Annotated in this window: 23 protein-coding genes; 12 read left to right on the top strand and 11 right to left on the bottom strand. The window is 59.5% G+C overall.

The window, feature by feature from the left end; genetic code table 11:
- Positions 1-18 precede the first annotated feature (18 nt).
- Positions 19-1926 (bottom strand): propionyl-CoA synthetase, encoded by a 1908-nt coding sequence (locus RBB49_RS18230; RefSeq protein ID WP_306144294.1) that lies wholly within the window; start codon positions 1924-1926, stop codon positions 19-21.
- A 172-nt stretch (positions 1927-2098) separates the two neighbouring features.
- On the opposite strand from RBB49_RS18230, the gene RBB49_RS18235 reads away from it, so the two are divergent.
- Positions 2099-2863, top strand: coding sequence for a sulfite exporter TauE/SafE family protein (locus RBB49_RS18235; RefSeq protein ID WP_306144295.1), 765 nt, complete (start codon positions 2099-2101; stop codon positions 2861-2863).
- A gap of 618 nt (positions 2864-3481) precedes the next feature.
- Positions 3482-5116 carry an acyl-CoA synthetase gene (locus tag RBB49_RS18240; protein ID WP_306144296.1) on the top strand — a complete coding sequence of 545 codons (1635 nt, stop codon included), beginning with the start codon at positions 3482-3484 and terminating at the stop codon, positions 5114-5116.
- Between the two features lie 64 nt (positions 5117-5180).
- Here the strand turns inward: RBB49_RS18240 and RBB49_RS18245 are convergent, their stop codons facing one another.
- Complete coding sequence (locus RBB49_RS18245; protein ID WP_306144297.1) at positions 5181-5360, bottom strand: YdcH family protein; 180 nt, start codon at positions 5358-5360, stop codon at positions 5181-5183.
- A 361-nt stretch (positions 5361-5721) separates the two neighbouring features.
- On the opposite strand from RBB49_RS18245, the gene RBB49_RS18250 reads away from it, so the two are divergent.
- From RBB49_RS18250 to RBB49_RS18260, 3 genes are all read left to right on the top strand, one after another.
- Complete coding sequence (locus tag RBB49_RS18250) at positions 5722-5919, top strand: YdcH family protein (protein WP_306144298.1); 198 nt, start codon at positions 5722-5724, stop codon at positions 5917-5919.
- 138 nt (positions 5920-6057) lie between these two features.
- On the top strand, positions 6058-6549 hold the full coding sequence (gene purE, locus RBB49_RS18255; RefSeq protein WP_306144300.1) for a 5-(carboxyamino)imidazole ribonucleotide mutase: 492 nt from the start codon (positions 6058-6060) through the stop codon (positions 6547-6549).
- A gap of 24 nt (positions 6550-6573) precedes the next feature.
- Positions 6574-7665 carry a 5-(carboxyamino)imidazole ribonucleotide synthase gene (locus RBB49_RS18260; protein WP_306144301.1) on the top strand — a complete coding sequence of 364 codons (1092 nt, stop codon included), beginning with the start codon at positions 6574-6576 and terminating at the stop codon, positions 7663-7665.
- A 3-nt stretch (positions 7666-7668) separates the two neighbouring features.
- Here RBB49_RS18260 and RBB49_RS18265 read toward each other — a convergent pair whose 3' ends face one another.
- Entirely contained in the window at positions 7669-9066 is a 1398-nt protein-coding gene (locus tag RBB49_RS18265; RefSeq protein ID WP_306144302.1) for an MATE family efflux transporter, read from the bottom strand.
- A 388-nt stretch (positions 9067-9454) separates the two neighbouring features.
- On the opposite strand from RBB49_RS18265, the gene rpsU reads away from it, so the two are divergent.
- From rpsU to RBB49_RS18280, 3 genes are all read left to right on the top strand, one after another.
- Positions 9455-9682 carry a 30S ribosomal protein S21 gene (gene rpsU / locus RBB49_RS18270; protein WP_306144344.1) on the top strand — a complete coding sequence of 76 codons (228 nt, stop codon included), beginning with the start codon at positions 9455-9457 and terminating at the stop codon, positions 9680-9682.
- A 169-nt stretch (positions 9683-9851) separates the two neighbouring features.
- Positions 9852-10706, top strand: a complete 855-nt coding sequence (locus tag RBB49_RS18275) for a tetratricopeptide repeat protein (protein WP_306144303.1) — start codon at positions 9852-9854, stop codon at positions 10704-10706.
- Between the two features lie 115 nt (positions 10707-10821).
- The gene (locus tag RBB49_RS18280; protein WP_306144304.1) at positions 10822-11265 is read left to right on the top strand and encodes an NAD(P)H-dependent oxidoreductase; all 444 of its coding nucleotides are present in this window, start codon (positions 10822-10824) and stop codon (positions 11263-11265) included.
- 427 nt (positions 11266-11692) lie between these two features.
- Here RBB49_RS18280 and RBB49_RS18285 read toward each other — a convergent pair whose 3' ends face one another.
- The 5 genes from RBB49_RS18285 to RBB49_RS18305 all read right to left on the bottom strand — a co-directional run bounded on the left by RBB49_RS18285 (position 11693) and on the right by RBB49_RS18305 (position 17156).
- A complete protein-coding gene (locus RBB49_RS18285) occupies positions 11693-12364 on the bottom strand; it encodes a pseudouridine synthase (protein ID WP_306144305.1) in 672 nt (223 codons plus the stop codon).
- A 100-nt stretch (positions 12365-12464) separates the two neighbouring features.
- On the bottom strand, positions 12465-12746 hold the full coding sequence (locus RBB49_RS18290; RefSeq protein ID WP_306144306.1) for an aa3-type cytochrome c oxidase subunit IV: 282 nt from the start codon (positions 12744-12746) through the stop codon (positions 12465-12467).
- Between the two features lie 164 nt (positions 12747-12910).
- Positions 12911-14290, bottom strand: a complete 1380-nt coding sequence (locus RBB49_RS18295; RefSeq protein WP_306144307.1) for an AarF/ABC1/UbiB kinase family protein — start codon at positions 14288-14290, stop codon at positions 12911-12913.
- A gap of 125 nt (positions 14291-14415) precedes the next feature.
- Positions 14416-15303, bottom strand: a complete 888-nt coding sequence (locus RBB49_RS18300; RefSeq protein WP_306144308.1) for a DUF3445 domain-containing protein — start codon at positions 15301-15303, stop codon at positions 14416-14418.
- 26 nt (positions 15304-15329) lie between these two features.
- Entirely contained in the window at positions 15330-17156 is a 1827-nt protein-coding gene (locus RBB49_RS18305) for a M3 family oligoendopeptidase (RefSeq protein WP_306144309.1), read from the bottom strand.
- A gap of 186 nt (positions 17157-17342) precedes the next feature.
- Here RBB49_RS18305 and RBB49_RS18310 point away from each other — a divergent pair, with 186 nt between their 5' ends.
- Both RBB49_RS18310 and RBB49_RS18315 read left to right on the top strand, forming a co-directional pair.
- Positions 17343-18923, top strand: a complete 1581-nt coding sequence (locus RBB49_RS18310; protein ID WP_306144310.1) for a sigma-54 dependent transcriptional regulator — start codon at positions 17343-17345, stop codon at positions 18921-18923.
- Positions 18924-19159: 236 nt separating this feature from the next.
- Complete coding sequence (locus tag RBB49_RS18315; protein ID WP_306144311.1) at positions 19160-20956, top strand: DUF882 domain-containing protein; 1797 nt, start codon at positions 19160-19162, stop codon at positions 20954-20956.
- A 350-nt stretch (positions 20957-21306) separates the two neighbouring features.
- Here the strand turns inward: RBB49_RS18315 and RBB49_RS18320 are convergent, their stop codons facing one another.
- The 3 genes from RBB49_RS18320 to RBB49_RS18330 all read right to left on the bottom strand — a co-directional run bounded on the left by RBB49_RS18320 (position 21307) and on the right by RBB49_RS18330 (position 22845).
- Positions 21307-21573 carry a DUF2312 domain-containing protein gene (locus RBB49_RS18320; RefSeq protein ID WP_306144312.1) on the bottom strand — a complete coding sequence of 89 codons (267 nt, stop codon included), beginning with the start codon at positions 21571-21573 and terminating at the stop codon, positions 21307-21309.
- Between the two features lie 131 nt (positions 21574-21704).
- Positions 21705-22001, bottom strand: a complete 297-nt coding sequence (locus RBB49_RS18325; RefSeq protein WP_306144313.1) for a DUF1244 domain-containing protein — start codon at positions 21999-22001, stop codon at positions 21705-21707.
- A 34-nt stretch (positions 22002-22035) separates the two neighbouring features.
- Complete coding sequence (locus tag RBB49_RS18330) at positions 22036-22845, bottom strand: N-formylglutamate amidohydrolase (protein ID WP_306144314.1); 810 nt, start codon at positions 22843-22845, stop codon at positions 22036-22038.
- Positions 22846-23270: 425 nt separating this feature from the next.
- Here RBB49_RS18330 and RBB49_RS18335 point away from each other — a divergent pair, with 425 nt between their 5' ends.
- Together RBB49_RS18335 and pyk are read left to right on the top strand one after the other, a co-directional pair.
- The gene (locus RBB49_RS18335) at positions 23271-23759 is read left to right on the top strand and encodes a DUF1036 domain-containing protein (RefSeq protein ID WP_306144345.1); all 489 of its coding nucleotides are present in this window, start codon (positions 23271-23273) and stop codon (positions 23757-23759) included.
- The gene (gene pyk / locus RBB49_RS18340) at positions 23756-25192 is read left to right on the top strand and encodes a pyruvate kinase (RefSeq protein ID WP_306144315.1); all 1437 of its coding nucleotides are present in this window, start codon (positions 23756-23758) and stop codon (positions 25190-25192) included. The genes RBB49_RS18335 and pyk overlap by 4 nt, the downstream gene beginning before the upstream one ends.
- Positions 25193-25197 lie beyond the last annotated feature (5 nt).

A 25197-nucleotide genomic window follows, 5' to 3' on the forward strand; every position in this document is an offset into this window, starting at 1 on the left:
TAAGGGAAGTTTCGATCCTCAGGCGGAAATTCCGTGTGATTTCAATGCGTCAGTGATTTCATCCAGGATCGCCGGATCATCGATGGTTGCCGGCATCTTGTAGCTTTCCCCATCAGCAATCTGACGCATGGTTCCGCGCAGGATCTTGCCCGACCGCGTTTTCGGCAGCCGCTCCACCGTAATGGCGATCTTGAAGGCAGCCACCGGACCGATCTTCTCGCGCACCAGTTTCACAAGTTCGCTCTCGATATCGGCATGGTCGCGGTCGACGCCTGACTTCAGCACCACGAAACCGCAGGGCAACTGCCCTTTCAGCTTGTCCGCAATCCCGATGACGGCGCACTCGGCAACATCCGGATGCGTCGCCAGAACCTCTTCCATGCCGCCTGTGGAAAGGCGGTGTCCGGCCACGTTGATGATGTCGTCGGTCCGCGCCATGATTGAAAGATAACCGTCCTCGTCGATGATGCCCGCATCGGACGTCTTGTAGTAGCCGGGGAACTCGGCAAGATAGGCATCGAAGAAGCGCTGGTCGGCGTTCCAAAGCGTCGGCAGCACGCTCGGTGGGAGCGGCAGTTTCACGACGATGTTGCCCAGCGTGTTCGCGCCCAGCGGGTGCCCCGCATCGTCAAGCACCTGGACATCGTAGCCCGGCATCGGCACCGTCGGTGAACCGGGCTTGACCGGCAGCTGGCCGAGACCAAGCGGATTGCCGACGATGCACCATCCTGTTTCGGTCTGCCACCAGTGGTCGATCACTGGCACCTGCAGCTGATCGATGGCCCAGTTGACCGTTTCCGGATCGGCGCGCTCGCCTGCTAGGAACAGAGACCTGTATTGAGACAGGTCGTACTTCTTGATCAGTTCGCCTTCCGGGTCTTCCTTGCGGATCGCGCGGAATGCTGTCGGAGCGGTGAAGAGGGACGCGACGTTGTGTTCCGATATGACGCGCCAGAACACACCCGCGTCCGGCGTACCGACCGGCTTGCCTTCGAACAGCACCGTGGTGCAGCCGTGAAGCAGCGGCGCATAGCAGATGTAGGAGTGGCCGACGACCCAGCCGACATCCGATGCCGCCCAGAACACCTCGCCGGGCTGAATGTCGTAGAGATTGCTCATTGACCACTTCAGGGCAACCATGTGACCGCCATTGTCCCGGACAACGCCTTTCGGCTGCCCGGTGGTGCCGGAAGTGTAGAGAATATAGAGCGGGTCTGTTGCCTTCACCGGCACCGGAGCCACTTTCCGGCCCGCCGCCCTGGCTTCGTCCATCAGGTGTCCGAGATCGTGATCCCGGCCCTCCGTCATCTCCGCTTCCAGTTCCTCGCGCTGGAACACGAAACAGGAGGCCGGCTTGTGCGTGGACAGTTCGATTGCCTTGTCGACAAGCGGTTTGTAGGCGATCACCCGTCCGGGTTCGATACCGCAGGAGGCCGCGATAATCGCCTTGGGCGAGGCATCGTCGATCCGGGTCGCCAGCTCGTTGGCCGCGAACCCGCCGAAAACGACGGAGTGAATGACGCCAAGCCGCGCGCAGGCGAGCATCGCCATCACCGCCTGCGGGATCATCGGCATGTAGATGATCGCACGATCGCCCTTCGTCAGCCCCTTGTCGGTGAGGACAGCGGCAAAGGCCTCGACTTCATCGAGCAACTCCTCGAATGTATAGGTTGCCTGCCTGCCGGTGATCGGGCTGTCGTAAATAAGCGCGGGCTGACCGGGCCGCCCGCGTTCCACATGCCTGTCGAGACAGTTGTAACAGGTGTTGCACTCCCAGTCCGGATACCATCGGCCGTATTGCCCCTGATCCGGATCGAAGACCGTGTCCGTCGTGGAAATCCAGTCGATCTCGGCGGCAGCCGCCTTCCAGAACCCATGGGGATCGTCTTTCCAGCCCTGGTAGACCTCGTGATACCGGCTTGCCATGTCAAATCCTCCCGAACAGCCGCCTCGGCAATTTGTGACTACACTGCTGTAAGACAATACGGAAATGCAAGTGGGCTGGCGTAAGCAATTAGGTGGTCGGGTCTTTACGTAATCTCTCTGGCGTGCTTGTTTCCCGCCTCCGATCCCGTCACCGAGACAGTCCTTCCTTCAAATGCTGCCCATTGCCGATCCCTGGTTCTATTTCGCCGCGTTTCCCGCCGTCATTCTGGTTGGCCTTTCCAAGGGCGGCTTCGGCGGCACGCTGGCGATGCTGGCGGTTCCGATCCTGACACTGGTGATCTCCCCCATCCAGGCGGCCGGGATCATGTTGCCGATCCTCCTCCTGATGGATGTGGTCGCGCTGCTCGCCTACCGGGGCCGCGCGGACTGGACCTGCCTAGCGATCATGCTGCCGGCCGCCGTTGTCGGCATTGTCATCGGCTGGGCAGCGGCGGCTTATGTCAACGACAATTTCATCACGCTCCTTGTGGGCGTGACCTCTCTTGCCTTCGTCGCAGATTATGTTTTCAAACGGCGCAAGCAGGAAACGGCCAGCGGGCATAAGCCGGTCTGGGGTTTCTTCTGGGGTGGCATTGCCGGATTTACCAGCTTCATCAGCCACACCGGCGGGCCGCCCTATCAGATGTACACGGTTCCGCTCAGAATGCCGAAGCTGCTGTTCGCGGGCACGGCCGTCATCTTCTTTGCGACAGTCAACGCGATCAAGGTTGTTCCCTATTTCTTTCTCGGTCAGTTCGACACGACGAACCTGGCCACATCGGCCGTGCTGATGCCGCTCGCCCTCGTCGCGACCCTTGCGGGCGTGCGCCTGATCAGGGTCATCAATGCCGACACATTCTACAAACTCATCTATGTGTTCATGGGTCTGATTGGTGCGAAGCTGACCTATGACGGTCTCACGAACCTGCTCGCCTAGCCTGCTTCCAACTCTAACGGGAGATTGCGCGGCGAGGCATTTCCGGATTTGATAGTCTAGGTGATGGACCTATAAATGAGACTGAAATGGCATGCGAAATGGCGAAATCCCGTCAGGAAGAGTGTGCGGAGCGGGCTTCCTGCCCGGTCAAGCACGCTGACGCCACGGGGTGATACCATTTCCATGTCCTTCGGATTTGACCGGCTTGCGCCTCTTCGGCGTTGCGAAAGGCTTGAAAATGCGCCGCATTTCCTGCGCTTCCGCTCCTTGACGAGAAGCAAGCCACCTCAAACCATTTCGGCCTCATTTATGGGTCCATCACCTAGGATCAGGACTTATTAATTTGGTTGAATTGGCGCAGCAAACGGCGACGAGTTGCAAGGAAAAGCGCGACAAGCGGGCTTCCTGCCCTGTTGAGCGGTTTGACGAAGCAGACCGAAGCCGTTTTTGCGTCCCTTCAGGATAGAGTGAATTTGCCCGGCAACGTCGTTACAAATCTTTGGAAACCGGACGGTTTCCTGCAGCTTTGCGCCTCGTATCCGAACAAATTCATCTCTACCAATTCGTCCAAATTAATGAGTCCTGACCCTAAACAGGGCAATAGCTGGGAGGATAGTCATGGATGCCGGTCTCAGCCCCTTCGAACAGGGGCTCGACAAGAATACCGCAAACTACGCTGCGCTGAGCCCGCTCAGTTTTCTGGCGCGTGCGGCCGACGTCTTTCCGGAAAAGATCGCCATCGTTCACGGCAACCAGCGGACGGATTACCGGACCTTCTACCGCCGCTCGCGTCAGCTTGCCTCGTCCCTGTCGAAGCTTGGCATCGGCAAGAACGACACTGTCAGCGTGATGCTCTCCAACGTCCCGCCGATGCTCGAGGCCCACTACGGCGTCCCGATGACCAAGGCGGTACTGCATTCGATGAATACGCGCCTGGACGCGGCCGTCATTGCGTTTCAACTGGATCACGCCGACTGCAAAGTCCTGATCACGGACCGCGAATATGCACCCGTGATGAAGGAGGCCCTGTCGATCGCAACCGTCAACCCGGTGGTCATCGACTATTCCGACCCGGAATTTCCGCAGGACGGTGAGCGGCTCGGAACACTGGACTATGAAGACTTCGTGCAATCCGGAGATCCCGGGTTCGACTGGTCGCTTCCGGACGATGAATGGGATGCGATTACCCTGAACTATACCTCCGGGACGACCGGGAATCCGAAGGGCGTCGTCTATCACCACCGGGGCGCTTATCTGCTTGCACAGGCCAACGTGATCACCGCCTCGATGGCGAAACACCCGGTCTATCTCTGGACGCTGCCGATGTTCCACTGCAACGGCTGGTGTTTTCCCTGGTCGATCTCCATCGTCGCCGGGACCCATGTCTGCCTCCGCTGGGTCCGGCCCCAGTCTATGTGGGACCTGATCGCGGACGAAAGCGTCACGCATCTGTGCGGTGCACCGATCATCATGTCCACGCTTCTGAATGCTCCAGCGGAGCAGAAACGGGATCTGGAGCGCGAGGTCGAGTTCTTTACCGCCGCCGCGCCGCCCCCCGAAAGCGTGCTTGCGGCGATGAAAACGGCCGGCTTCAACGTTACCCACCTCTACGGTCTGACCGAGGTATACGGTCCGGCGGTTGTCAATGACTGGAAGTCGGACTGGGATGCCCTGCCGCTGGAACAGCAGGCCCAGAAAAAGGCCCGCCAGGGGGTCCGCTACGTTGCGCTGGAGGACTTGAAAGTCCTCGATCCGGAAACGCTGGACCCCGTGCCTGCCGACGGCACCACCCTCGGCGAAGTGATGTTCCGCGGCAATGTGGTCATGAAAGGCTATCTGAAAAACCCGGATGCCACGTCGGATGCGTTCCAAGGCGGCTGGTTTCATTCCGGTGATCTTGGCGTCATGCACCCCGACGGCTATATCCAGCTCAAGGACCGGTCCAAGGACATCATCATCTCTGGCGGCGAGAATATCTCGTCAATCGAGGTTGAAGATGTGCTCTACAAACACCCGGCCGTTCAGGCGGCTGCCGTCGTCGCCCGGCCCGACGAGAAATGGGGAGAAACACCCTGCGCCTTTGTCGAGCTTGCCGCCGGATCGGATATCACGGAAGCGGAATTGATCGCGTTCTGCCGCGAGCACATGGCCAACTTCAAGGCGCCAAGAACAGTGGTCTTTTGCGAGTTGCCCAAGACGTCGACCGGAAAGATCCAGAAATTTGCCTTGCGCGAACAGGCGAAACAGCTGTGAGATAAAACAAAATCGCCGCACATTGTGCGGCGATCCAAACCTTCCTCAAACAGATATAAACTGTCTAGTGAAGGGTCTTGTCATGCCTTATTCGCTCAATCTCGTCCTTGATCTTGAGCTTTTGTCTTTTCATGTCGGCCAATTCCAGTGAGTCTGTACTCGGGTGCATCAGAGCGTCTTCGATTTTGCGCTTCATTTCCGCGTGACGGCGCTCAAGTTCTTCGAGATGCGACTGCATTGACATGGATAAACCTCCTGTCTGTTGGCTCAACATTACCATCGTGCCACATGAAATCTGACCTTGTCGATTGCAGATTCCGCATATCTGATCCATTTCGCCGACAAAATACGCATTCATGTATCTATCCTTAGAAAAGCTTAAAGAACGCCCGTCGATTAACTGTCTAAAATCGCACGATAATTGCTCCTGCTTACTTCGCCGGCTGAGGAAATCACGCTGTGTACAATTATTGGACAATTGTGGAGCCATCCCGCGTCGCATCGATGCCCGCGACGCATTGGTGGCTGCGAAAGATGCTATCTTGCCCGCGACGGGCAAAATAGACTAGGACTTGATTCCTGGGCGTTGGGGAACAGAGGGCCAAATGGACACGGATGCTTTGCGAATGGAGCTTGCGCAGCTTCGTCAGGAACACAGGGACCTTGACGTCGCCGTGGAGGCGCTTGCGGCAACATCGAACCATGACGTATTGCAGCTTCAGCGGCTGAAAAAGAAGAAACTTCTGATCAAGGATCGCATTTCGGCCCTGGAGGATCAGCTGTTCCCGGATATCATCGCATAACCTTCGCGAGGGCGGACCAACCGGGTTCAGCCGGTTGAGCGCTTTTTTTGTTCGCATCCGCGCCATTCCGGGGTTGCGATGCTGGGCGCTCTGCCTATACTCCGCGCCTTTCTGAGCCCCGGGCCTGTGGAGCAAGCAATGGCAAATGCGGATGTCGCGATCATAATGGGAAGCCAGTCGGACTGGCCGACGATGAAACACGCGGCTGAGACGCTCGACCAGCTTGGTGTGAGCTACGAAGCGCGGATCGTCTCCGCACACCGCACGCCTCAGCGCATGTATGATTTCGCCAAGAGTGCGAAGGCCGAAGGCTTCAAGGTGATCATCGCTGGGGCCGGCGGCGCCGCCCATCTTCCCGGCATAACCGCCGCGCTGACGCCGCTACCCGTGTTTGGCGTCCCCGTGGAAAGCCGGGCGCTGTCGGGCGAGGACAGCCTGCTCTCGATCGTGCAGATGCCCGGCGGTATTCCGGTCGGCACGCTTGCCATCGGTAAGGCCGGTGCCACGAACGCCGGACTGCTTGCAGCAGCCGTGCTCGCGCTTGGCGATCCTGCAATCGAGGCCGCGCTTGACGCCTACCGCGCCGAACGCACTGCCGCTGTCGCCGAATTTCCGGCAGACGATCTCTGAAACCACAAACACGAGACATCGAAGATGAGCGACAAACGGCTAAGCCCGGGCGACACTGTCGGTATTCTTGGCGGAGGCCAGCTTGGCCGCATGCTTGCTCAGTCCGCCGCCAGTCTCGGTCTGAAGACCCATATCTTCTGCCCGGATCCGCACAGCCCTGCCTTCGATGTCAGCGCGACCTTCACCATCGCGCCATACGAGGACATCGATGCGCTGAACCGGTTCGCGGACGCCGTGTCTGTCGTCACATATGAATTTGAGAACGTGCCCGGCCCAACCGCCGCCCATCTGGATGCAAAAGTCCCGGTGCGCCCCGGAGTGCGTGCGCTGGAAGTCTCCCAGGATCGTCTGCTTGAAAAACGCTTCCTGTCGGAGACCGGCATCGCGATTGCCGGTTTTGCAGACATCAATTCGCAACAGGACCTCGACAACGCCCTGAAGGATTTCGGCGGCAAGGGCGTTCTGAAAACCCGGCGATTCGGCTATGACGGCAAGGGCCAGATGATGATCCGCCAGCCTGGCGATGCCGACGGTGCGTTTGACCGGATCGGCGCGGTGCCGGCCGTCCTGGAGGCGCTGATCCCCTTCGAATGCGAAGTCTCGGTGATTGTTGCCCGTGATCTCGATGGCACGTCCCGCAGCTTCGACATCGCGCGCAACCACCACGAAAACCACATCCTCAAGACTTCCACGATCCCGGCCGGCGTTTCCGCCCAGACGGCGGAGACCGCCCGCGAAATGGCCGGACAGATTGTCGACGGCCTCGACTATGTCGGTGTCATGGGCGTCGAGATGTTCCTTGTCCGGGACGGGACCGGCGAAAGACTGCTCGTCAACGAAGTTGCGCCGAGGGTTCACAATTCCGGGCACTGGACGCAGGATGCCTGCCTGACATCGCAATTCGACCAGCATATCCGTGCGGTGGCTGGCTGGCCGCTCGGCTCGGCTGAACGGCACTCGGATGCCGTCATGGAAAACCTGATTGGCTTCGATGTCGATGCCTGGACGGATATTCTGAAGGACCCGGGCGCGCGGCTCCATCTCTACGGCAAGTCCGAAACCCGCGAAGGCCGCAAGATGGGGCACGTCAATCGCATTGCTCCGAAATCGGACTGACGGTCAGATCCTGACCAGACCGAGTTCCTCGCGGCGCGCAAACCGGAGATTGGCAAGCAGGGCGACGCTGGCAAGGCCGCCGGCAAGACCGAGCCATACGCCGACACCGCCCCACCCCGCCAGAAAGCCGAGTCCCAGGGACAGGCTGATGCCCACGACCCAATAACCGAAAAGCGCGTAGAACAGCGGGACCGTCGTGTCGCCAAGGCCGCGCAGGTTGTTCACGCCGATGATCTGCCCGCCATCTGCAAGCTGAAACAACGCTGCGACCAGCAGGAAGGAAACGCCATAGGCGAGGACCTCCAGCGCTTCCGGGTCTGCAAAATCGAGATAAAGCCCGATCAGTGTCTCGGGGATCGTCCAGAAGACAATCGCAAAGCACACCATGAAGAAAGTTGTCACCCACAGCGATGTCCAACCGGCGCGGCCGATGCCGGCCCGGTCGCCGCGGCCTGCCGCAAGGCTGACGCGTGTCATTGCCGCCATCGAAAGCCCGACCGGCACCATGAAGGTGATCGACGCGATCTGAAGCGCAATGCCGTGCGCAGCCAGAGGCACCGTCCCCAGCCAGCCGATCATGATGGCCGAGGCCGTGAACAGCGACCCTTCCGCAACGATGGTCAGTCCGATCGGTGTGCCGAGCCGGAGGATCTGAAAAAAGACCGGCCAATCGGACCGCCAGATGCGGCCGAGGAGATTGTAGCGGCGGAGCTTGGGATGCAGCAGCGCGTAACCGAGCAGGAACAGGAATGTGGTCGTTGAACTGAGGACGGATGCAATCCCTGCCCCGACAAGCTCCAGCCTCGGAAATCCGAAATGACCGAAGATGAGCAGGTAATCGAGGATGGCATTGGCGACCGCCCCGGCGATCGTTGCCCACAGGACGACCTGGGTGCGTTCCATAACCGTAAGGAAACCGCGGATGGCCATGATCAGCAGGGCGGGCAGCATCGTCCATTGCAGCACCCGCATGTAGATACCGGCAAGCCGCGCCAGTTCCGGCTCCTGGCCGAGCAGGAGCAGAATCGATTCGGTGAAAAACAGGACAATCCAGACCGGAACGCTGAATATAACGGAGATCCAGAAGCCCATTCGCACGGCACGGCGCAGATCGCGGGGCCGCCTTTGACCACGCGCCAGCGCCGCGAGCGGTATAACCGCCTGCAGGATTCCCATGCCGAAAAACCACAGCAGCATGTAGAAATTGAACGCCAGAACCGAGGCGGCAAGTTCCACGGCCCCAAGACGGCCGATCATCAGCACATCGGTCGTGTTGATCGCGATCTGCGCAAGCTGCGCGCCGGCAAGCGGCATGCCGAGCGAAAGCGTCGGCAGGATATCGCTCTGCCACAACGACTTCGACTGCGCCGGAACAGGTTCTCGTGACGCGGGATGCGCCATTGTTTCCTCCAGCAAACGGGGCGTTGAACCGCCTTCTTGAATGAGGCATTTGGGTTCTGGTGAGAAAATCAGCTCTAGTCCTCTATCGCTCCCCTGTCCATCTTTCTTCTGGTCCGCCAACCGTCGTAAGGTCGGATTTCGCCCGGATTATTTGCGAATGGCTGTGGACAGGTGTTGCCGCCTCTGGTATGTACCGCCCTCATGTGAGCGACGCGTCAGCGGCGATCAAGTCTCTATACACAAGTGAATGCATCGCAGCCCGTTGCTGCAGCGGCACATCACGTTGTGATTTCGGGACGATCGATTGAAGGGCTGGCAAGGCGTCTTTAATCAAGGTTTTAATTTGCCCGCGGGTCGGCCGCAGGGCATCGAGAACAGGAAAAAACGCGTGCAGGTTTTGGTTCGCGACAACAATGTCGATCAGGCGCTCAAGGCGCTGAAGAAAAAGATGCAGCGCGAAGGCATCTTCCGTGAAATGAAACTTCGCGGCCATTTTGAAAAGCCGTCCGAGAAAAAAGCCCGTGAAAAGGCCGAAGCCGTGCGCCGCGCGCGCAAGCTGGCCCGCAAGCGTGCACAGCGTGAAGGTCTGCTTCCGGGCAAGTCCGCTCGTCGCTGATAGCGGCTTGAGTGCACCCGGCTGAAAGGCCTCTTCTTTTCGCAAATCTGCCGTAAGGCCGACCGGGTTCACGGTCGGCTTTTGGCGTTTTTACAAAGAAATTGCCGGGCGGAAACGCCGTATGGAAACGGCAGCCACATTACCGCCCTATTGGAGGTCGATGAACGGCATGTCCGAACGCCTTATTGTCAGAGAGCATATGTGCCGCATGCGCAATTTCCTGCCACACGCGACCTTGTTCGCCTTTGCAACGCTCCTGGCTGCGTGCAACACCGCCGGCGTTTATGACGACGTACCGGTCAACAAGTCGGCAGGGTCTTCGACCAACATCGCCTCGCTGACTGCAGTGATCGAATCGAATCCTTCCGACGCGACGGCCTACAGCACCCGCGGCATTGCCTATGGACAGGCCGGCAAACTCGACCAGGCGATCGAGGACTTCAACCGCGCCCTGCAACTCAATCCCCAGTCCTACCAGACCTACGCCAACAGGGCGCTTGTCTACCGCCGCCAGGGCAAGAACGATCTGGCCGTTTCGGACTACACCCGCGCCATCAACATCAAGCCCGACTATGATGTCGCCTATGTCGGCCGCGGCAACATCTATCGCCAGCAGGGCAACTACAACGCAGCCCTCGCCGACTTCAATTCGGTGATTGCCCGCGACAGCAGCGACGCCCGCGCCTTCTACAACCGGGGCCTGATCTACCAGGCACAGAAGCAGGACAGCCTTGCGATCGAGGACTTTGCGACGGCAATCGGCCTGAACCCGAAGGCAAGCGCCCCCTATATCGCGCGCGGCATCTCCTATCTGGCCGTCAACGACCCGAACGCGGCATTCGAGGACCTGTCCATGGCAGTCAATCTCGACAGGGAATCGGCGATCGCCTGGGCAAATCGCGGCCTTGCACTGGAGCTGCTCGGCAAGCCGAAGGATGCCCGCCGCAATTATTCGCGGGCCATGTCGCTCGACAATTCCAACAAGATCGCGCGCGAGGGCCTGGGCCGCGTCGGCCAGGGTTGACGATCAGCGCACACACGGGTCATACGCCCACCTGATCCAGATCAACGCGAAAAACGCGACCTCACACCTTCATTGAGACCTTCCTGCATCCGTTCCGATACCGATGGAAGGTCCCATGAAAACCATCCTGATACTGGACGGTCACCCCGACCCCGACGGCACCCACCTGTGTCACGCGCTCGCAAGCGCCTATCAAGCGGGCGCGGAGCAGGCAGGACATCGCCCGACCCTCATCCGCATAGCCGATCTCGATTTTCCCATTCTGCGCAAGCCGTCGGACTTCACAGATCAACCAAGCCCGGAACCCGTCAGACCGGTCCGTGACGCGCTCCGGAAGGCCGATCACCTTGTGCCGATCTATCCTTTGTGGCTGGGCACGCTGCCGGCCTATACCAAGGGCTTCCTGGAACAGCTCCTCCATTACGACACCGCGTTCGAACGCTCGGCGGAAGATCGCTGGCCGAAAGGCAAGATGCGCGGAAAGTCGGCACGGATCGTCCTGACCGCCGACATGCCCGCCATAGGGTACGGATTCATAAATGAGGCCGAAATGGTTTGAGGCGGCTTGCTTCTCGTCAAGGAGCGAAAGCGCAGGAAATGTCCCTCATTTTCAAGCCTTTCGCAACGCCGAGGAGGAGCAAGCCGGTCAAATCCGAAGAACAAGGAAATGGCTTCACCCCGTGGCGTCAGCGCGCTTGACCGGGCCGGAAGCCCGCTCCGCGCACCCTTCCTAACGGGATTTCGCCATTTCGCATGCCATTTCAGTCTCATTTATGAGTCCGTACCCTCACCTACAAGCTCTGGTATGGCGCGCACAGCCTGAAAAGCCTGAAGCGGAACATTCTCGGCTTTGTCGGATTCAAGCCGGTCAGGTCCACGGTCCTTGGCATGGTGGAACATGCCGACCCTGCGCAGGTCGGTCGCTGGCTGAATACAATGGAAAAACTCGGGCAAAAGGCGATCTGACGGCTATATCCAAGGCGTCGTCAAAAGGGGCACGGTGAGCGGAACGTGACCCGTTCACCACCGGTCGGATGATGCAGCTCGAGGCTCTCCGCATGCAGCGCCAGACGACCCGACGCCATCAAGGCCTCGTCTTCGGCATAAAACCGGTCGCCCAGGATAGGATGCCCCAGCGCCAGCATATGCACCCTCAATTGATGGGAGCGGCCGGTATGCGGAAAGAGCCGGACGCGTGTCGTCCTGTCGGATCGGCCGATGACCTGCCATTTGGTGAGCGCCGCCTTTCCGTTTGCATGGCACACCATCTGTTTCGGGCGGTTTGGCCAGTCGCAGATCAATGGCAGATCAACTTCGCCGGTGTCGCCTGCCAGGTGGCCCCACAGGTCGGCGATATAGGTCTTGTGGGTCTTGCGCCGCTCGAACTGCAGGCCGAGGTGACGGTGCGCTGCCGGGTTCATCGCAAGGACCATGACGCCCGAAGTATCCATGTCGAGGCGATGCACGATGCGGGCGTTGCCATGCGCCGCCTGCGCGCGGCTCTCCACGCAGTCCCCATGCTCGGGAGCCTTGCCCGGAACGCTCAAAAGGCCGCTTGGTTTGTCGACGACCAGAACGTCCGCGTCCGCATGGATGACAGGCAGAAACGGATCCAGGGGAGGCTTGTAGTCGAAAGACTGGGGCACTGCGCTTGTCATGGCCGTTTTCCGCGCCTTTCCGGATAAACGAAAGGCGCAGTTCCGGACTGCGCCTTTTGCAATCGGACGGGCGCTGAAACGCCCGGAAATCGATACCGGGTCAGACCGTCAGGATCGCCAGGATGATCGTGAGAACGGTCACGGCGGTTACCGGGATCCAACCCGAATCTCCAAGGGCCAGGCCGATGGCCGAGGCAACCATGGTGGCAATCAGCATCAGCCATCCGAACACCACTGCCGTGGTGCCGCCAAACCCGAACAGGATAAGGCAGATGACGATGTTGATGACGGCGATGGTGCCGACTTTGGAAAAGTTGATGAAGCCTTCGTAAGTCCGCTCGTGAGCGTCATAGTCCATCGCGGGTGCTTTTTCGTCAGACATTCAGTTCCCCAGGAAAAACAGCAGTTGGCAGACTTCATACAATAAAGACTTCCGGGTTCGCAATGTCCGCAAACACATAATCCGACAGGTTCGACGCGACTTTTTGGCCTAGGCTGGACCAAACGGTGTTGTCGGCAGCACTTTTCGGCCTGTTGATCCGGTGGTTACGCCGCGTTAGACGTTCCGGCAAGACCGGCCGCGCGCAGCACGTCATCCTGGCGCTGACGCACCTTGGACGCCTCGAAACCTTCAATCTGCTCATTGAACAGCTGGAAGAAGTTCAGCTGGGCCCGCAGGTGCAGGAAAACACCGCCAAGCCCGATGGCCGCGCGATCCATGAAGACGAACTCCTGCGGCACGGTGACCGGGCCGAGCTGTTTCAGTGCCGAATGTACCTTGAAGGCTTCCTTGCGGCCGTATTCGGCAGCGGAGACCCCGTCCGCGATCGAGCGCACGCGGTCGCTCAGGAGCGGTCCGTAGATAAACCGCGCCCAGATATTCAGAACCTCGACGACGTCTTTCTTGAGGTTCTTGAAACCCCAGCGCTCGTAGGCCGATACGACCCGGTCGTTGTCCTCTTCCAGAAGACCGAGATAGAGATTGACGACGCCTTCGACAAACGATTCCGGGAACACGCGGATACAGCCATAGTCGAGCAGGTTGATGCCGGCCGGCCGGCCTTCCTGTTCGAACACGGTGTAGTTTCCAAGATGCGGGTCGCCATGGATGACGCCATAATGGCTGAAGGGGTGCCACCACGCATGGAACATCGTTTTCGCCAGCAGATTGCGGTCTTCCTGATCGTGTTCCTTGAAATCCAGCAGCGGTTTGCCGGTAAGCCAGCCCATGGTCAGGAGCCTGCGCGTAGACAACTCGTCAACGACCGAGGGAACACGGATGTTCTCATACTCGGCAAGGATCTCCTGATACATCGCAATATGCGCAGCCTCGCGCGCATAGTCGAGTTCCTCGCGCACTCTTGCGCTAATTTCCTTCGCGATTTCGCGCGTGTCGATGGCCGGGCTCATGCGCCGGTGCAACGAGAACAGCATTTGCAGCTGGGAAAGATCGGCTTCGACGGCAGACGCCATGTCGGGATATTGCAGCTTGCAGGCCAGCACACGCCCGTCATGGGCGGTGGCCCTGTGCACCTGTCCGAGCGACGCCGCCGCGGCGGGTTCGCGGCCGAATTCGGCGAACCGGCTTTGCCAGTCCGCGCCGAGTTCTGCGCGCATCCGGCGTTTGACAAATGCCCAGCCCATTGGCGGAGCGCTCGCCTGGAGCTTCGCGAGCTCGGTGGTGTATTCGGGCGGCAGAGCGTCGGGAATGGTGGAAAGCAGCTGCGCCACTTTCATGAGAGGACCCTTTAGCCCGCCCAGCGCCTCTGCAAGTTCGGCCGCGTTCTTGGCGTTGTCGAGGTTCATGCCGAAGAACCGCGCCCCGGCGAATTTCGCGGCAATGCCGCTCATGTTCGTTCCGACCTTGGCATAGCGCCCCATCCGGGCGGTGAACCGGTTGCTCTCGCGGTCTTTTGACTGTGCCATTCGGCAAGCTACTCCCTGCAACTGACCTGATCTGTGCCATACGGCCGGAATTCAATAGTCCAACACATATGACCTACGGCAAAGAAATCCAGCTGGACCAGTCGACAAAACGCCGCTCTGCGAACTTACATGCGCGCAAGCGTTGCGGCAATTTCATCGCGGGCCGTGACCATTCCCTTGTAGTCGAGCTGGTCTTCCGTCAGGTTCATCAGCTGGCCGCGGAGGTCCGATGCGATGCGTTTCCGGTCCTCCTGCTCTGCCAGCTTTGCCAGCGGATCATGATGAATACGGATCGTGAAAAGGATGTCCCCGCTCCCGGGAAGCCTGCGCAGCGTCTGCCGCTCCACCCGCAGAAACAGCCGGGCCAGGGTTTCTGCCGTAACGGTGAACGGAATGCCCTCCGGCATCGGGTGATGAAGGTTGCTGTCCGGATAGATCGACCAGTTGAACCGGCAAACAAGCTGATCTGTCGTCAGGTTCTCAAACAGCCGCTCCACGACCTGCCCCATGCGCGCGCCGTTGAAATCGGGCACACCTTCATGGATCCCGGACATGGAACGCCCGATTTTCTCAGAGAGCCGCCAGGACGAGGGAAAACAGACGGATGCGGCAACAAGCCGGTACCCGTCCACTCCCTTGCGCATCACCACCAGGTCTTCCTGCACCAGCTTGGAGGCCGTCAGCAGAGCCGGCTCCTCGGCAAGCGCAATCCTGCGCCCGGTCTCCGTGAGGGTCACCGAACCTTTCTCGAACGCATGCGTTCGAGGATGAAACCGCACCAGGTTGTCCGCGACCAGGTCCAGCACCTCGCGCTGAACGTCGGCCGTGTCGTCCTCGGCGCGGAATACTGCTGAAAGATCCCGCGCATAAAGTCTGTCTTTTTCCGCCAGATGCACGTTCAGAAACCGGTCCGGCTCCAGCCAGACCTCTTCGCCGATCGGCTTCAGACCGACGGTGAAGGGCCGCGTTGATCCGTCATAGGGACGATGCCGGAACGGCGGGTCTTTGGGCATTGGCGTCGGCACGCGATCCGCTTACCTCACGCCTTGTCGAGCTCTTCGAGCTCATCGATGATCCGCTCGATGACAGACAGACCCTTTTTCCAGAAATCGGGGTCCGTTGCGCTCAGTCCGAACGGTGCCAGCAGCTCGGAGTGATGCTTGGTGCCGCCTGCCTTCAAAAGCTCGAAATACTTCTCCTGGAATCCGCTTTCGGCATCTTCGTAAACCGCGAACAACGAGTTCACGAGACAGTCACCGAACGCATAGGCATAGACATAAAACGGCGAGTGGATGAAATGCGGAATATACGTCCAGAAGGTTTCGTAACCCTCGTTCAGCTTGATCGCCGGACCGAGGCTCTCTCCCTGAACGGACATCCACAACTCACCGATCTTGTCGGCAGTCAACTCGCCGTTGCGCCGTTCGGTATGGACCTTGCGCTCGAAACTGTAGAAAGCGATCTGCCGGACCACCGTGTTGATCATGTCCTCGGCCTTGGACGCCAGCATGATCTTGCGGGTCTGGGGATTGTCCGCCTTTGCCAGCAATGACTTGAAGGTCAGCATTTCGCCGAAGACGCTGGCGGTCTCTGCAAGCGTCAACGGTGTCGGCGCCATCAGCGGACCGTTGTGCCCGGCCAGAACCTGGTGCACGCCATGCCCGAGCTCATGCGCGAGCGTCATCACGTCGCGGATCTTGCCCTGGTAGTTGACCAGAACATAAGGATGGGCACTTGGCACCGTCGGATGCGCAAACGCGCCCGGAGCCTTTCCCGACCGCGCCGGGGCGTCGATCCAGCCCCTGTCGAAGAACTGCCCGGCAATTTCCGACATCTCAGGCGAAAAGGCGTCATAGGCGGACAGCACCGTCTGCTGCGCCTCATCCCAGGGAATGACCCTTGTATCCGCCTCCGGGAGCGGTGCGTTCCGGTCCCAGCTGTTCAGCTGTTCTGTTCCGAGCCAGCCTGCCTTGAGCTTGTAATACCGGTGGGACAGCCGCGGATACGCATCCCGGACGGCGGCGACAAGAGCGTCGACGACGTCCCGCTCGACCCGGTTGGCCAGGTGCCTGCTGTCGGCAATATCCTTGAAGTTCCGCCAGCGGTCGGAAATTTCCTTGTCCTTCGCCAGCGTGTTCGTGATCAGGGCGAAGGTCCTCAGGTTTTCCGAGAAGGTTTCATTCAGCGCCTGGAACGCCTGACGGCGCTTGTCCGCCGAGGGGTCGACCAGAAGATTGAGCGTCGGCTCGATCGCAAGCTTGTCGCCGTCGACATTGAAGGTGAGCGCCGCCATCGTCTCGTCGAAGAGCCGGTTCCAGGCGTTGTTTCCGGTGACTGATTTTTCGTGGAAGAGCTGTTCGACGCGGTCTTCCAGCTGATAGGGCTTGCCCTTGCGCAGATCTTCGATCCAGGGCCGGTAGTGCTTGAGCTGACCGTCATCCAGCGCGGCATCCATGACCGCGTCATCGACAGTGTTCAGCTCGAGACCGAAAAACAGCAAGTGGGAACTGGCCGTCGTGATCTGCTCCTGCACGTCGCCATAAAACTTCTGCGCCGCCGGGTCGATCGTGTTCCCTGCATAGACCAGACCGGCGAATGAAATCAGCCGCCCCATGAGATCTTCCAGGTCTTCATAAGCCCGGATCGCGGTAACCAGCGCGGACACATTGTCCTTTGCCAATTCCGCCAGGCGGCCCTTGTAGGACGCCTCGAATGTCTTCGCGCGTTCCAGGCTTTCCTTCAGGTCCCGCTCGACCTCGGGGGCATCCATGGCATTATAGAGATCGGTGAGATCCCACTCCGGCAAGGTACCAAGATCAGCGGATCCGGCGGACTGAGGCGCATGGACTGGGTGCGGAAGAGGCATTTTCAACTCCGGTGAGAACCTGCCTCGTGGGGCAGCAAACTTGCGATTTTCCGATATGTAGGACGCCCGGCCACCGGCGTGCAATTCAGAAAACCGAAATTTTTCATGTGGCAGGGACGATTTATTTACCCGATTGCGACCACAATGGATCGAAACGAGACAATTTCAAGTGAACTGATCCGGCCCATGCAAGCAACCAGTGGTAAAATTCTCATTGTCGACGACGACCCGATTCAACGCCGGCTTCTCGAAGAAGCGGTAAAAAAGTTCGGCTATCGCTCCAAAACGGCGGAAAACGGCGTCGAGGCGATGCAGATCATGAACGGTTCGGAGGCCAGCGAGATCGACCTCATCATCCTGGACATGGTCATGCCGGAACTGGACGGCATGGGCGTTCTGGAACAGTTGCGCGGCAACAAGAATGCGACGCCGGTCATCGTTCAGACGGGCCATGGCGGCATCGACACCGTGGTGAGTGTCATGAATGCGGGCGCGCAGGACTTTGTCGTCAAACCCGTTGCGCCCGAACGCCTCAACGTCTCGATCCGGAACCTGTTGAAGACATCCGCCCTTGAAGACGAAATCACCCGGTTCAGAAAACAGGCGTCCGGCACGCTGACCTTCGCGGACATCATCACGCATTCCGCGGCAATGGAGCGCGTGATCAGTCTCGGCAAACGCGCGGCCGCCTCCAACATTCCGATCCTGATCGAGGGCGAGAGCGGTGTCGGCAAGGAGATGATCGCAAGCGCGATCCAGGGCTCCAGCGATCGCAGGTCCAAACCTCTCATCGCCGTAAACTGCGGTGCCATCGCAGAAAACCTTGTGGAATCCATTCTGTTCGGACACGAGAAGGGTGCGTTCACGGGTGCTGTCGACAAGCATGTCGGCAAGTTTCAGGAGGCCCACGGTGGAACGCTGTTCCTGGATGAGGTTGGAGAACTGCCGCAGGATGTCCAGGTCAAGCTGCTGCGCGCGCTTCAGGAAAACGAAATTGACCCGATTGGTTCCCGGCGCCCGGTCAAGGTGGATTTCCGCCTGATATCTGCCACCAACCGCCGCCTGATCGATCAGGTCAAGGAAGGGGCTTTCCGCGAGGATCTTTACTACCGGCTCAACGTGTTTCCGATCTGGATCCCGCCCCTGCGCGACCGGCGTGAAGACATCCCGGCGCTGACCCGTCACTTCCTGGCGCGGTTCGCGGCCGAAGAGGGAAAACCGCATGTCGCCGGTGTCAGAAGCGACACTGTCGCGATGCTTCAGGATTACCACTGGCCGGGGAACATCCGCCAACTTGAAAACGCCGTGTTCAGGGCCGTCGTCCTGTGTGACGGTGCCCAGCTCACGATCAACGATTTTCCTCAGGTCGCCGCCGCCGTCGATCAGCCGGTTCCGGAGCCCGTTTCACCGCCACGGTCACACAGTGTCCTCAGCGAACCCGTTCCCAGTCAAACTGCCGCCGGTTCGCCCGGCAACCCAACCGGCAACGCACCCGCCGGCGCACAACCGGACGAAGCGCCGGGTGTTTCAGCCTCGCCAGCCGGATTTGAGTTCGCTGCCCCCTTCGGCTTCATGCGCAACCTCGATCATGAGGGTCACGTCAGAAAGCTCACCGATATCGAGGAAGAGTTGATTCGAGCCGCCATCAATCACTATTCCGGCCGCATGACCGAAGTCGCCAAGCGGCTTGGAATCGGCCGGTCCACACTTTATCGCAAGCTCAAGGAATACGGTCTGGAAGACACGGACAAGAATGCCGCAGCCTGAATCGCGTCAAGATTCGGGCGGCAACTGTCAAATGGACGATTTTTTGACGCATTCTGCCCTTATCCAGCCCTCTTGCAGGGTTTTTTCCGGTTTGCGGGCGCCTCGTTGCATTTATGCTACGATTTTCAGGCAAGCGAATTTAAGGTAAAAACTTCTTAACTTGCAGCGGATAGTGTTTGGCTCCTGCTGGGGAGCAAGGGATGGGCGTGAGCCCTCAAAAAACGGCGAGATAGAGATTGCGTAACCGATTTTTTGATTTCGGCGCCGTCGATTGGCTGACGCGAACAGCGAGGCTCGCAATTGCATGCGTGGTCACGCTTGCCTGCCTCACCACGATTGCTCATGCACAGACCCGCACCCTGAAGCTTTACAACACCCATACCAAGGAACGTGTCTCCATCACGTTCAAGAAAAACGGTCGTTACATCCCGTCCGGCCTGCGCGAGGTCAATCGCTTTCTGCGCGACTGGCGACGCAACGAGATCACCAAGATCGACCCGGAGCTTCTGGACCTGATCTGGGAAGTCTACCGCGAGGTCCGCGCCAGGGACTACATTTACGTCGTCTCAAGTTACCGGTCGCCTGCGACCAACAACATGCTGCGCAAGCGCTCAAGAGGTGTCGCCAAGAACAGCCAGCACACGCTCGGCAAGGCAATGGATTTCTATATTCCGGGCGTGAACCTTGCAAAACTGCGCGCGGCGGGACTGCGCAAACAGGTGGGCGGTGTCGGCTATTACCCGCGCTCCGGATCTCCCTTCGTGCATATGGATACAGGCCGCGTCCGCCATTGGCCGAAGATGAGCAGGTCCCAGCTGGCAAAGGTCTTCCCGAGTGGCAAGACGTTGCATATTCCTTCGGACGGAAAACCGATGAAGGGCTACAAGCTGGCGCTTGCTGAATCGAAATCAGGAAAGCGCCGGTCGATTACCAAGCCGACGATCGTCGCCTCCAACAGAAACGAAAACTCGGCCCGTCGGGAACTCAATACCAGGGATCAGAACCTGACCGCGCCCGGCAAACCGATCCAGACAGCATCCGGCAGCGAAAGACCGGCTTCTGCGGACAGCAGCGGCGGCAGCCTCTTTGCAGGTCTGTTCCGGGGCGGATCGAGAGACCGGGACGAGGCGAACAAGAACGGCACGCGCAACAACAGAACCACCACAGCGCGCGTATCGCCTGTGGTCAAGAACCCGCCGATCCCGGCACCGAAATTCAGGGCAACACCGCCGGAAACGGCCCCGGAAATCGTGCTTGCGAGCGCATCGCCAGGCGCCAAGCCGGCCCCGGCCGGACCGGTCCCGCCCCAATCCATTGGCACAACGCCCGCTCCCAACACACTGGATGCACAACGATTTGCACTTGAGAGCGGTCAGACGGTGGCCGCAAACGAGGCGATCGACTCACGGTTCCAGGTCGCCGCCCTGCCCGGCCAGAAGCCCGACAGCGGCCTGAGCGAGGCAGCGAAGATCGCTGCCGCACAGCTTGGCATCGACGAAGCAGCCGCGCCGACCGCGGCACCGCAGACAGACGATCCCGTTGCCGCAATCGCTGCCGCGACCGGAACCGCGGCGCCCTTCCCGGCGCCTGCACCGCGCCCGGAAGCAACGCTGGCCTATGCCTCTGCGACTGCGACCCCGCCTGTCCTGAACAGGTCGCTCAGGACAAACGCGACTTCACAGCAACAGCCTGACGCTGCCCACCTTGAGGCGGCACAGAGCGGAAATGCGCCGGTCCGCGCCCAGCCGTCTCTTTCCGGCCGGATCCCCCGTGATCAGATCATCGACCCGATGGCGGGCTTTGCGAGCCTTCCGGACAAGTCCGAACCGACCCTGCTGTCGGGAGCGGGAACAACGCGTCATCAGAAATTTGCGCTTCTCAGCCACCCGAACCAGCGCCAACTGAAGAATGTGATGATGCCGGGCAACCGCTTCGTGTCGGCAAGCTTTGAGGACGCGCCCTATGGCGCGCTCCGCACAGACCGTTTTGACGGGCCGGCGATCGTCGTGCTGCCGGTGCGCTACGCACGATAGCTTTTCGGCAAACGCATTTTCTTGATTAAAAAAAGAGCGGCTCAACGGCCGCTCTTTTCTTTGACACGTGCTGGACTCTAGGGTACGGACCCATAAATGGCGCCGATTTAGTTTGGATCGTTTTGACCAACTGCGAGAAGTGAAAGCGCAGGAAATGTGGTTCATTTTCAAGCCTTTCGCGACGTGGTAGATGGCCAAAACGGCCAAATCCGAAGGACGGCAAAATGACCTCACCTCGCAGCGTCACCGCGCTTGACCGGGCATAAAGCCCGCTCTACTCACGCTTCCTCCCGAGATTTTGCCATTTCTGTCGCCAAATCGGCGTCATTTATGGGTCCGTACCCTAAGGCTCAGCTTTCCGGTTCTGCGGGACCGGCCATGCCGAGGGCGTGCATATAGAGGTCGAGAACGGCTTCTTCCTCTTCACGCTCGTGTGGCTGTTTCTTGCGCAGCGACACCACCTTGCGCAGGATTTTAACGTCGTAGCCGTTGCCCTTCGCCTCGGCGTAGACATCCTTGATGTCGTCGGCAATGACTTTCTTTTCTTCTTCCAAACGCTCGATGCGTTCAACAAATGCCCGCAGCTGATCTGCTGCAACTCCACCCGGATCGGACATGAACTCAACTCTCCTTTTTCATTTTTCTTGACGGCTCGGGGAGCCGGATCCGGGCGAATGCTGCCCGCCCGGACAGGGATACAAATGTGAATACCTGTCGCGTCGCCTATCGGACGCGACGGAACGGTTTGCTAGTGTTCCGGCTTGTTCTTGTCGAATGCCGCTTTCTGCTCGGCCGTGGCCTCGGTCTGGTATTTGTCTTTCCACTCGCCATACGGCATGCCGTAGACAATCTCGCGGGCATCCGCCTTCTCCAGCGAAATGCCCTTTTCCCCGGCGGCGTCCTGATACCAGTTCGACAGGCAATTGCGGCAGAACCCGGCAAGGTTCATCATGTCGATGTTCTGAACATCGGTCCGGTTCCGCAGATGATCCACAAGACGGCGGAAAACCGCGGCCTCCAGTTCCTGTTTCGTTTTATCGTCCATCGCAACGGGTTCCTTCAGTGTCTGTCCCAGCCGGTCAATGCGCGTCGGTGCGCGAATTGAAATGCCTGATTTCCCGGCAAGCGCTCCGTGTCGCAATATCGCGCAGGATAGGCGCCAGACGTCCGGCCCATTCCATCTGGCCGGCGTGATCGGCGATCAGGTCCTGCCTCAGCTCCAGGAGAACATGCGCCAATCCGCGACAGGTTCCATGCCGGTACATGGTATCGTTTTTCAGTGCGCCGTCATAAGGCTCGTTGTCTCCGATGACAAGATCGTCCTGCGCCCTGAGGCCGCTCAGCATGGGCTCGACCGCGCGCGCATCCAGGTCCCACAGAACCGTCGCATGCCAGGGTCTGGGCACACCGCGCCAGATCGGCGTGAAGCTGTGGATCGACACAAGGACCGGAGGCGCGGCAACGTCGATCATGGCATCCAGCGTCTGATCGATCAGATCATGATAGGGCTTGTGAAACTGATCGATGCGGAACGCTCGCTCGGTTTCATCCACACGGGCGTTGCCCGGGACAACTGCACCGTCGGACAGGCGCATGATCAGCGTCGGGTCGTCTTCCCCCCTGTTTGGATCGATCAGCAACCGGGAAAAGGTTGAAAGGCAGGCCGGCGCGCTCAGCTGCTTTGCGAGTTCAAGCGTGACAGCACGGGCACCGATATCGTAGCCGATGTGGCGCTCGAACTGCTCCGGTGCCACGCCGAGATTTCCATAGCCCGGCGGCACGGTGTTGCGGGCATGGTCGCACAGAAGCAAAAGTCCGGATTTCAGATCACCAGTCACATATTCGGTCGGCCGAAAAATCTCACTCGCTATCGCTGCTGTCTGTGTCATGTCTCGCTTCGTGGAAGTTTGTCGAGCGCAGAATGCGGTCGCCGAAAGCTTTACGTCAAACCGGAGGAAGAACCAAGTCGGAATCCGCAAAAACGGCAAGATCATCCCTTCCGCGGGCCAAGTCCGCCGCATTCGAGGCGGGCGCTGGAAAACTCTGTGAATTCATGGCCCTTTCCCGTCGCCAAACCGCATTTGTATACGCTTTATTGACGGCTAGCATCTATCAGCGAAGAAACCGCCATGTTCCCGCCCCATTTCTGGCCACATAGGTGTCCTTATCGTTCCCGCGGGCAGATTTTATTGAACGGTTTCTGTAAACACGGTTGGGTGGGTGCCTGCACATTAACCTGTTAACGACGTTGACAAGACCCTGTTGTCGACGCAAAAAGCGAATGTCAGTAAAGCAGCAAAGTGAACGACTGCATATGTATGAGGTTGGGGAACGACACCAAGGATGGTCTCGGGCGCGCGTCAATGCGCCTTTGAGGGCAGTCTTGCTCGCTGTCTTTACACTGCTGTTTTTCTCAATATCCAGTGATGACGCACATGCCGATTTGCGGCTCTGCAACAAGACGGACAGTCAGGTTGGCGTGGCGATCGGCTACAAGGACAAGAGCGACTGGGTTACCGAGGGCTGGTGGAACCTCGCCTCGAATTCATGCGAGACGCTGGTTCCAGGTTCTCTGGTGTCACGATACTATTACATCTACGCAGTTGATTACGATCAGTTCGGCGAATGGGGCGGCCGCGCATTCATGTGCACCCGCGAGAAGGAATTCACCATTCGTGGGATCGAGGACTGTGTGGCCCGTGGCTTTGAGCGGACAGGCTTTTTTGAAATCGACACGGGTGAACAAAGCAGCTGGACGGTCCAGCTGACCGAACCCGTGCAACAAGGGACAGGTGGGCGATGAGGCGAAACCGGCGAGTGAAAATTCTAGCAACTCTCGGACCCTCTTCCTCAGAACAAGACATCATAGAAAACCTGTATCGCTCTGGAGCGGACGTGTTCCGCATCAACATGAGCCATACAAACCATGATCGTTTGGCACTGCTCGTTGAGCGAATCCGTTCTGCTGAGGAAAAGATTGGGAGACCGATCGGCATTCTGGCCGATCTTCAGGGTCCGAAACTGCGCGTGGGCACGTTTTCAGACGGTCCGGTGATGCTGGAAAACGGCGCAACCTTTACGCTCGACGCGGACACGTCCGGCGGCGACGTCAATCGGGTTCATCTCCCGCATCCGGAAATTCTCGAAGCGCTGGAACCCGGCCACAGGCTTTTGCTGGACGACGGCAAGATCCAGCTGAACGTGAAAGAGGCCAGCGCAACGAAAGCGATTACCGAGGTTGTCGTCGGCGGCAAGCTCTCCGACCGCAAGGGCGTGAGCGTTCCCGATTCCGAAATCGCCACGAGCGCAATGACCGAGAAGGACCACAAGGACCTGATTGCCGCACTCGAGCAGAAGGTTGACTGGGTTGCGCTTTCCTTCGTTCAGCGCCCGGATGATCTCGCGGAAGTGCGCAAGATCACGCGCGGGCGCGCGGGCGTCCTGGCAAAGATCGAAAAGCCGCAGGCAATCGGGCGACTGGACGAGATTATCGAACTGTCGGACGCAATCATGGTGGCACGCGGCGATCTCGGCGTGGAAATGCCGCTGGAGCAGGTCCCGGGCCTGCAGAAGCGGATCACACGTGCCTGCCGGCGCGCCGGCAAGCCGGTGGTCATCGCAACGCAGATGCTTGAATCCATGATCACCTCCCCGGTACCGACGCGTGCCGAGGTCTCCGATGTGGCGACCGCGGTGTTCGAAGGTGCGGATGCGGTGATGCTGTCCGCGGAATCGGCAGCCGGTGACTTCCCCGTCGAAGCCGTCACGACCATGGACAAGATCGCGCACCAGGTCGAGCAGGACAACAACTACCGGACGATTATCGATGCCCAGCGGGCGGAACCGGAAGCAACAGGCGCAGATGCGATCTCCGCTGCCGCCAGGCAAATCGCGGAAACGCTCAACCTCGCTGCCGTGGTGTGTTACACCACGTCAGGTGCAACCGGGTTGCGCGCGTCCCGGGAACGTCCTTCGTCGCCGGTGATCGTTCTGTCGCCCGTTCTGGCAACGGCACGCCGCCTGTCGCTCGGTTGGGGGCTTCACTGCGTTGTCAGCGAAGACGCCACCAACGAAGAAGACATGATCGACCGCGCCTGCCGCATTTCCTTTTCTGAAGGGTTCGCGAAACCGGGTCAGCGTGTCATCGTGACGGCAGGTGTTCCGTTCGGGACGCCCGGTTCCACCAACATGCTCAGGATCGCGTTTGTCGGCAACGATGGCCAGGGCGGAATTTGATCCTC

This window comes from Roseibium sp. MMSF_3412 (assembly GCF_030733265.1).
Classification (GTDB): domain Bacteria; phylum Pseudomonadota; class Alphaproteobacteria; order Rhizobiales; family Stappiaceae; genus Roseibium.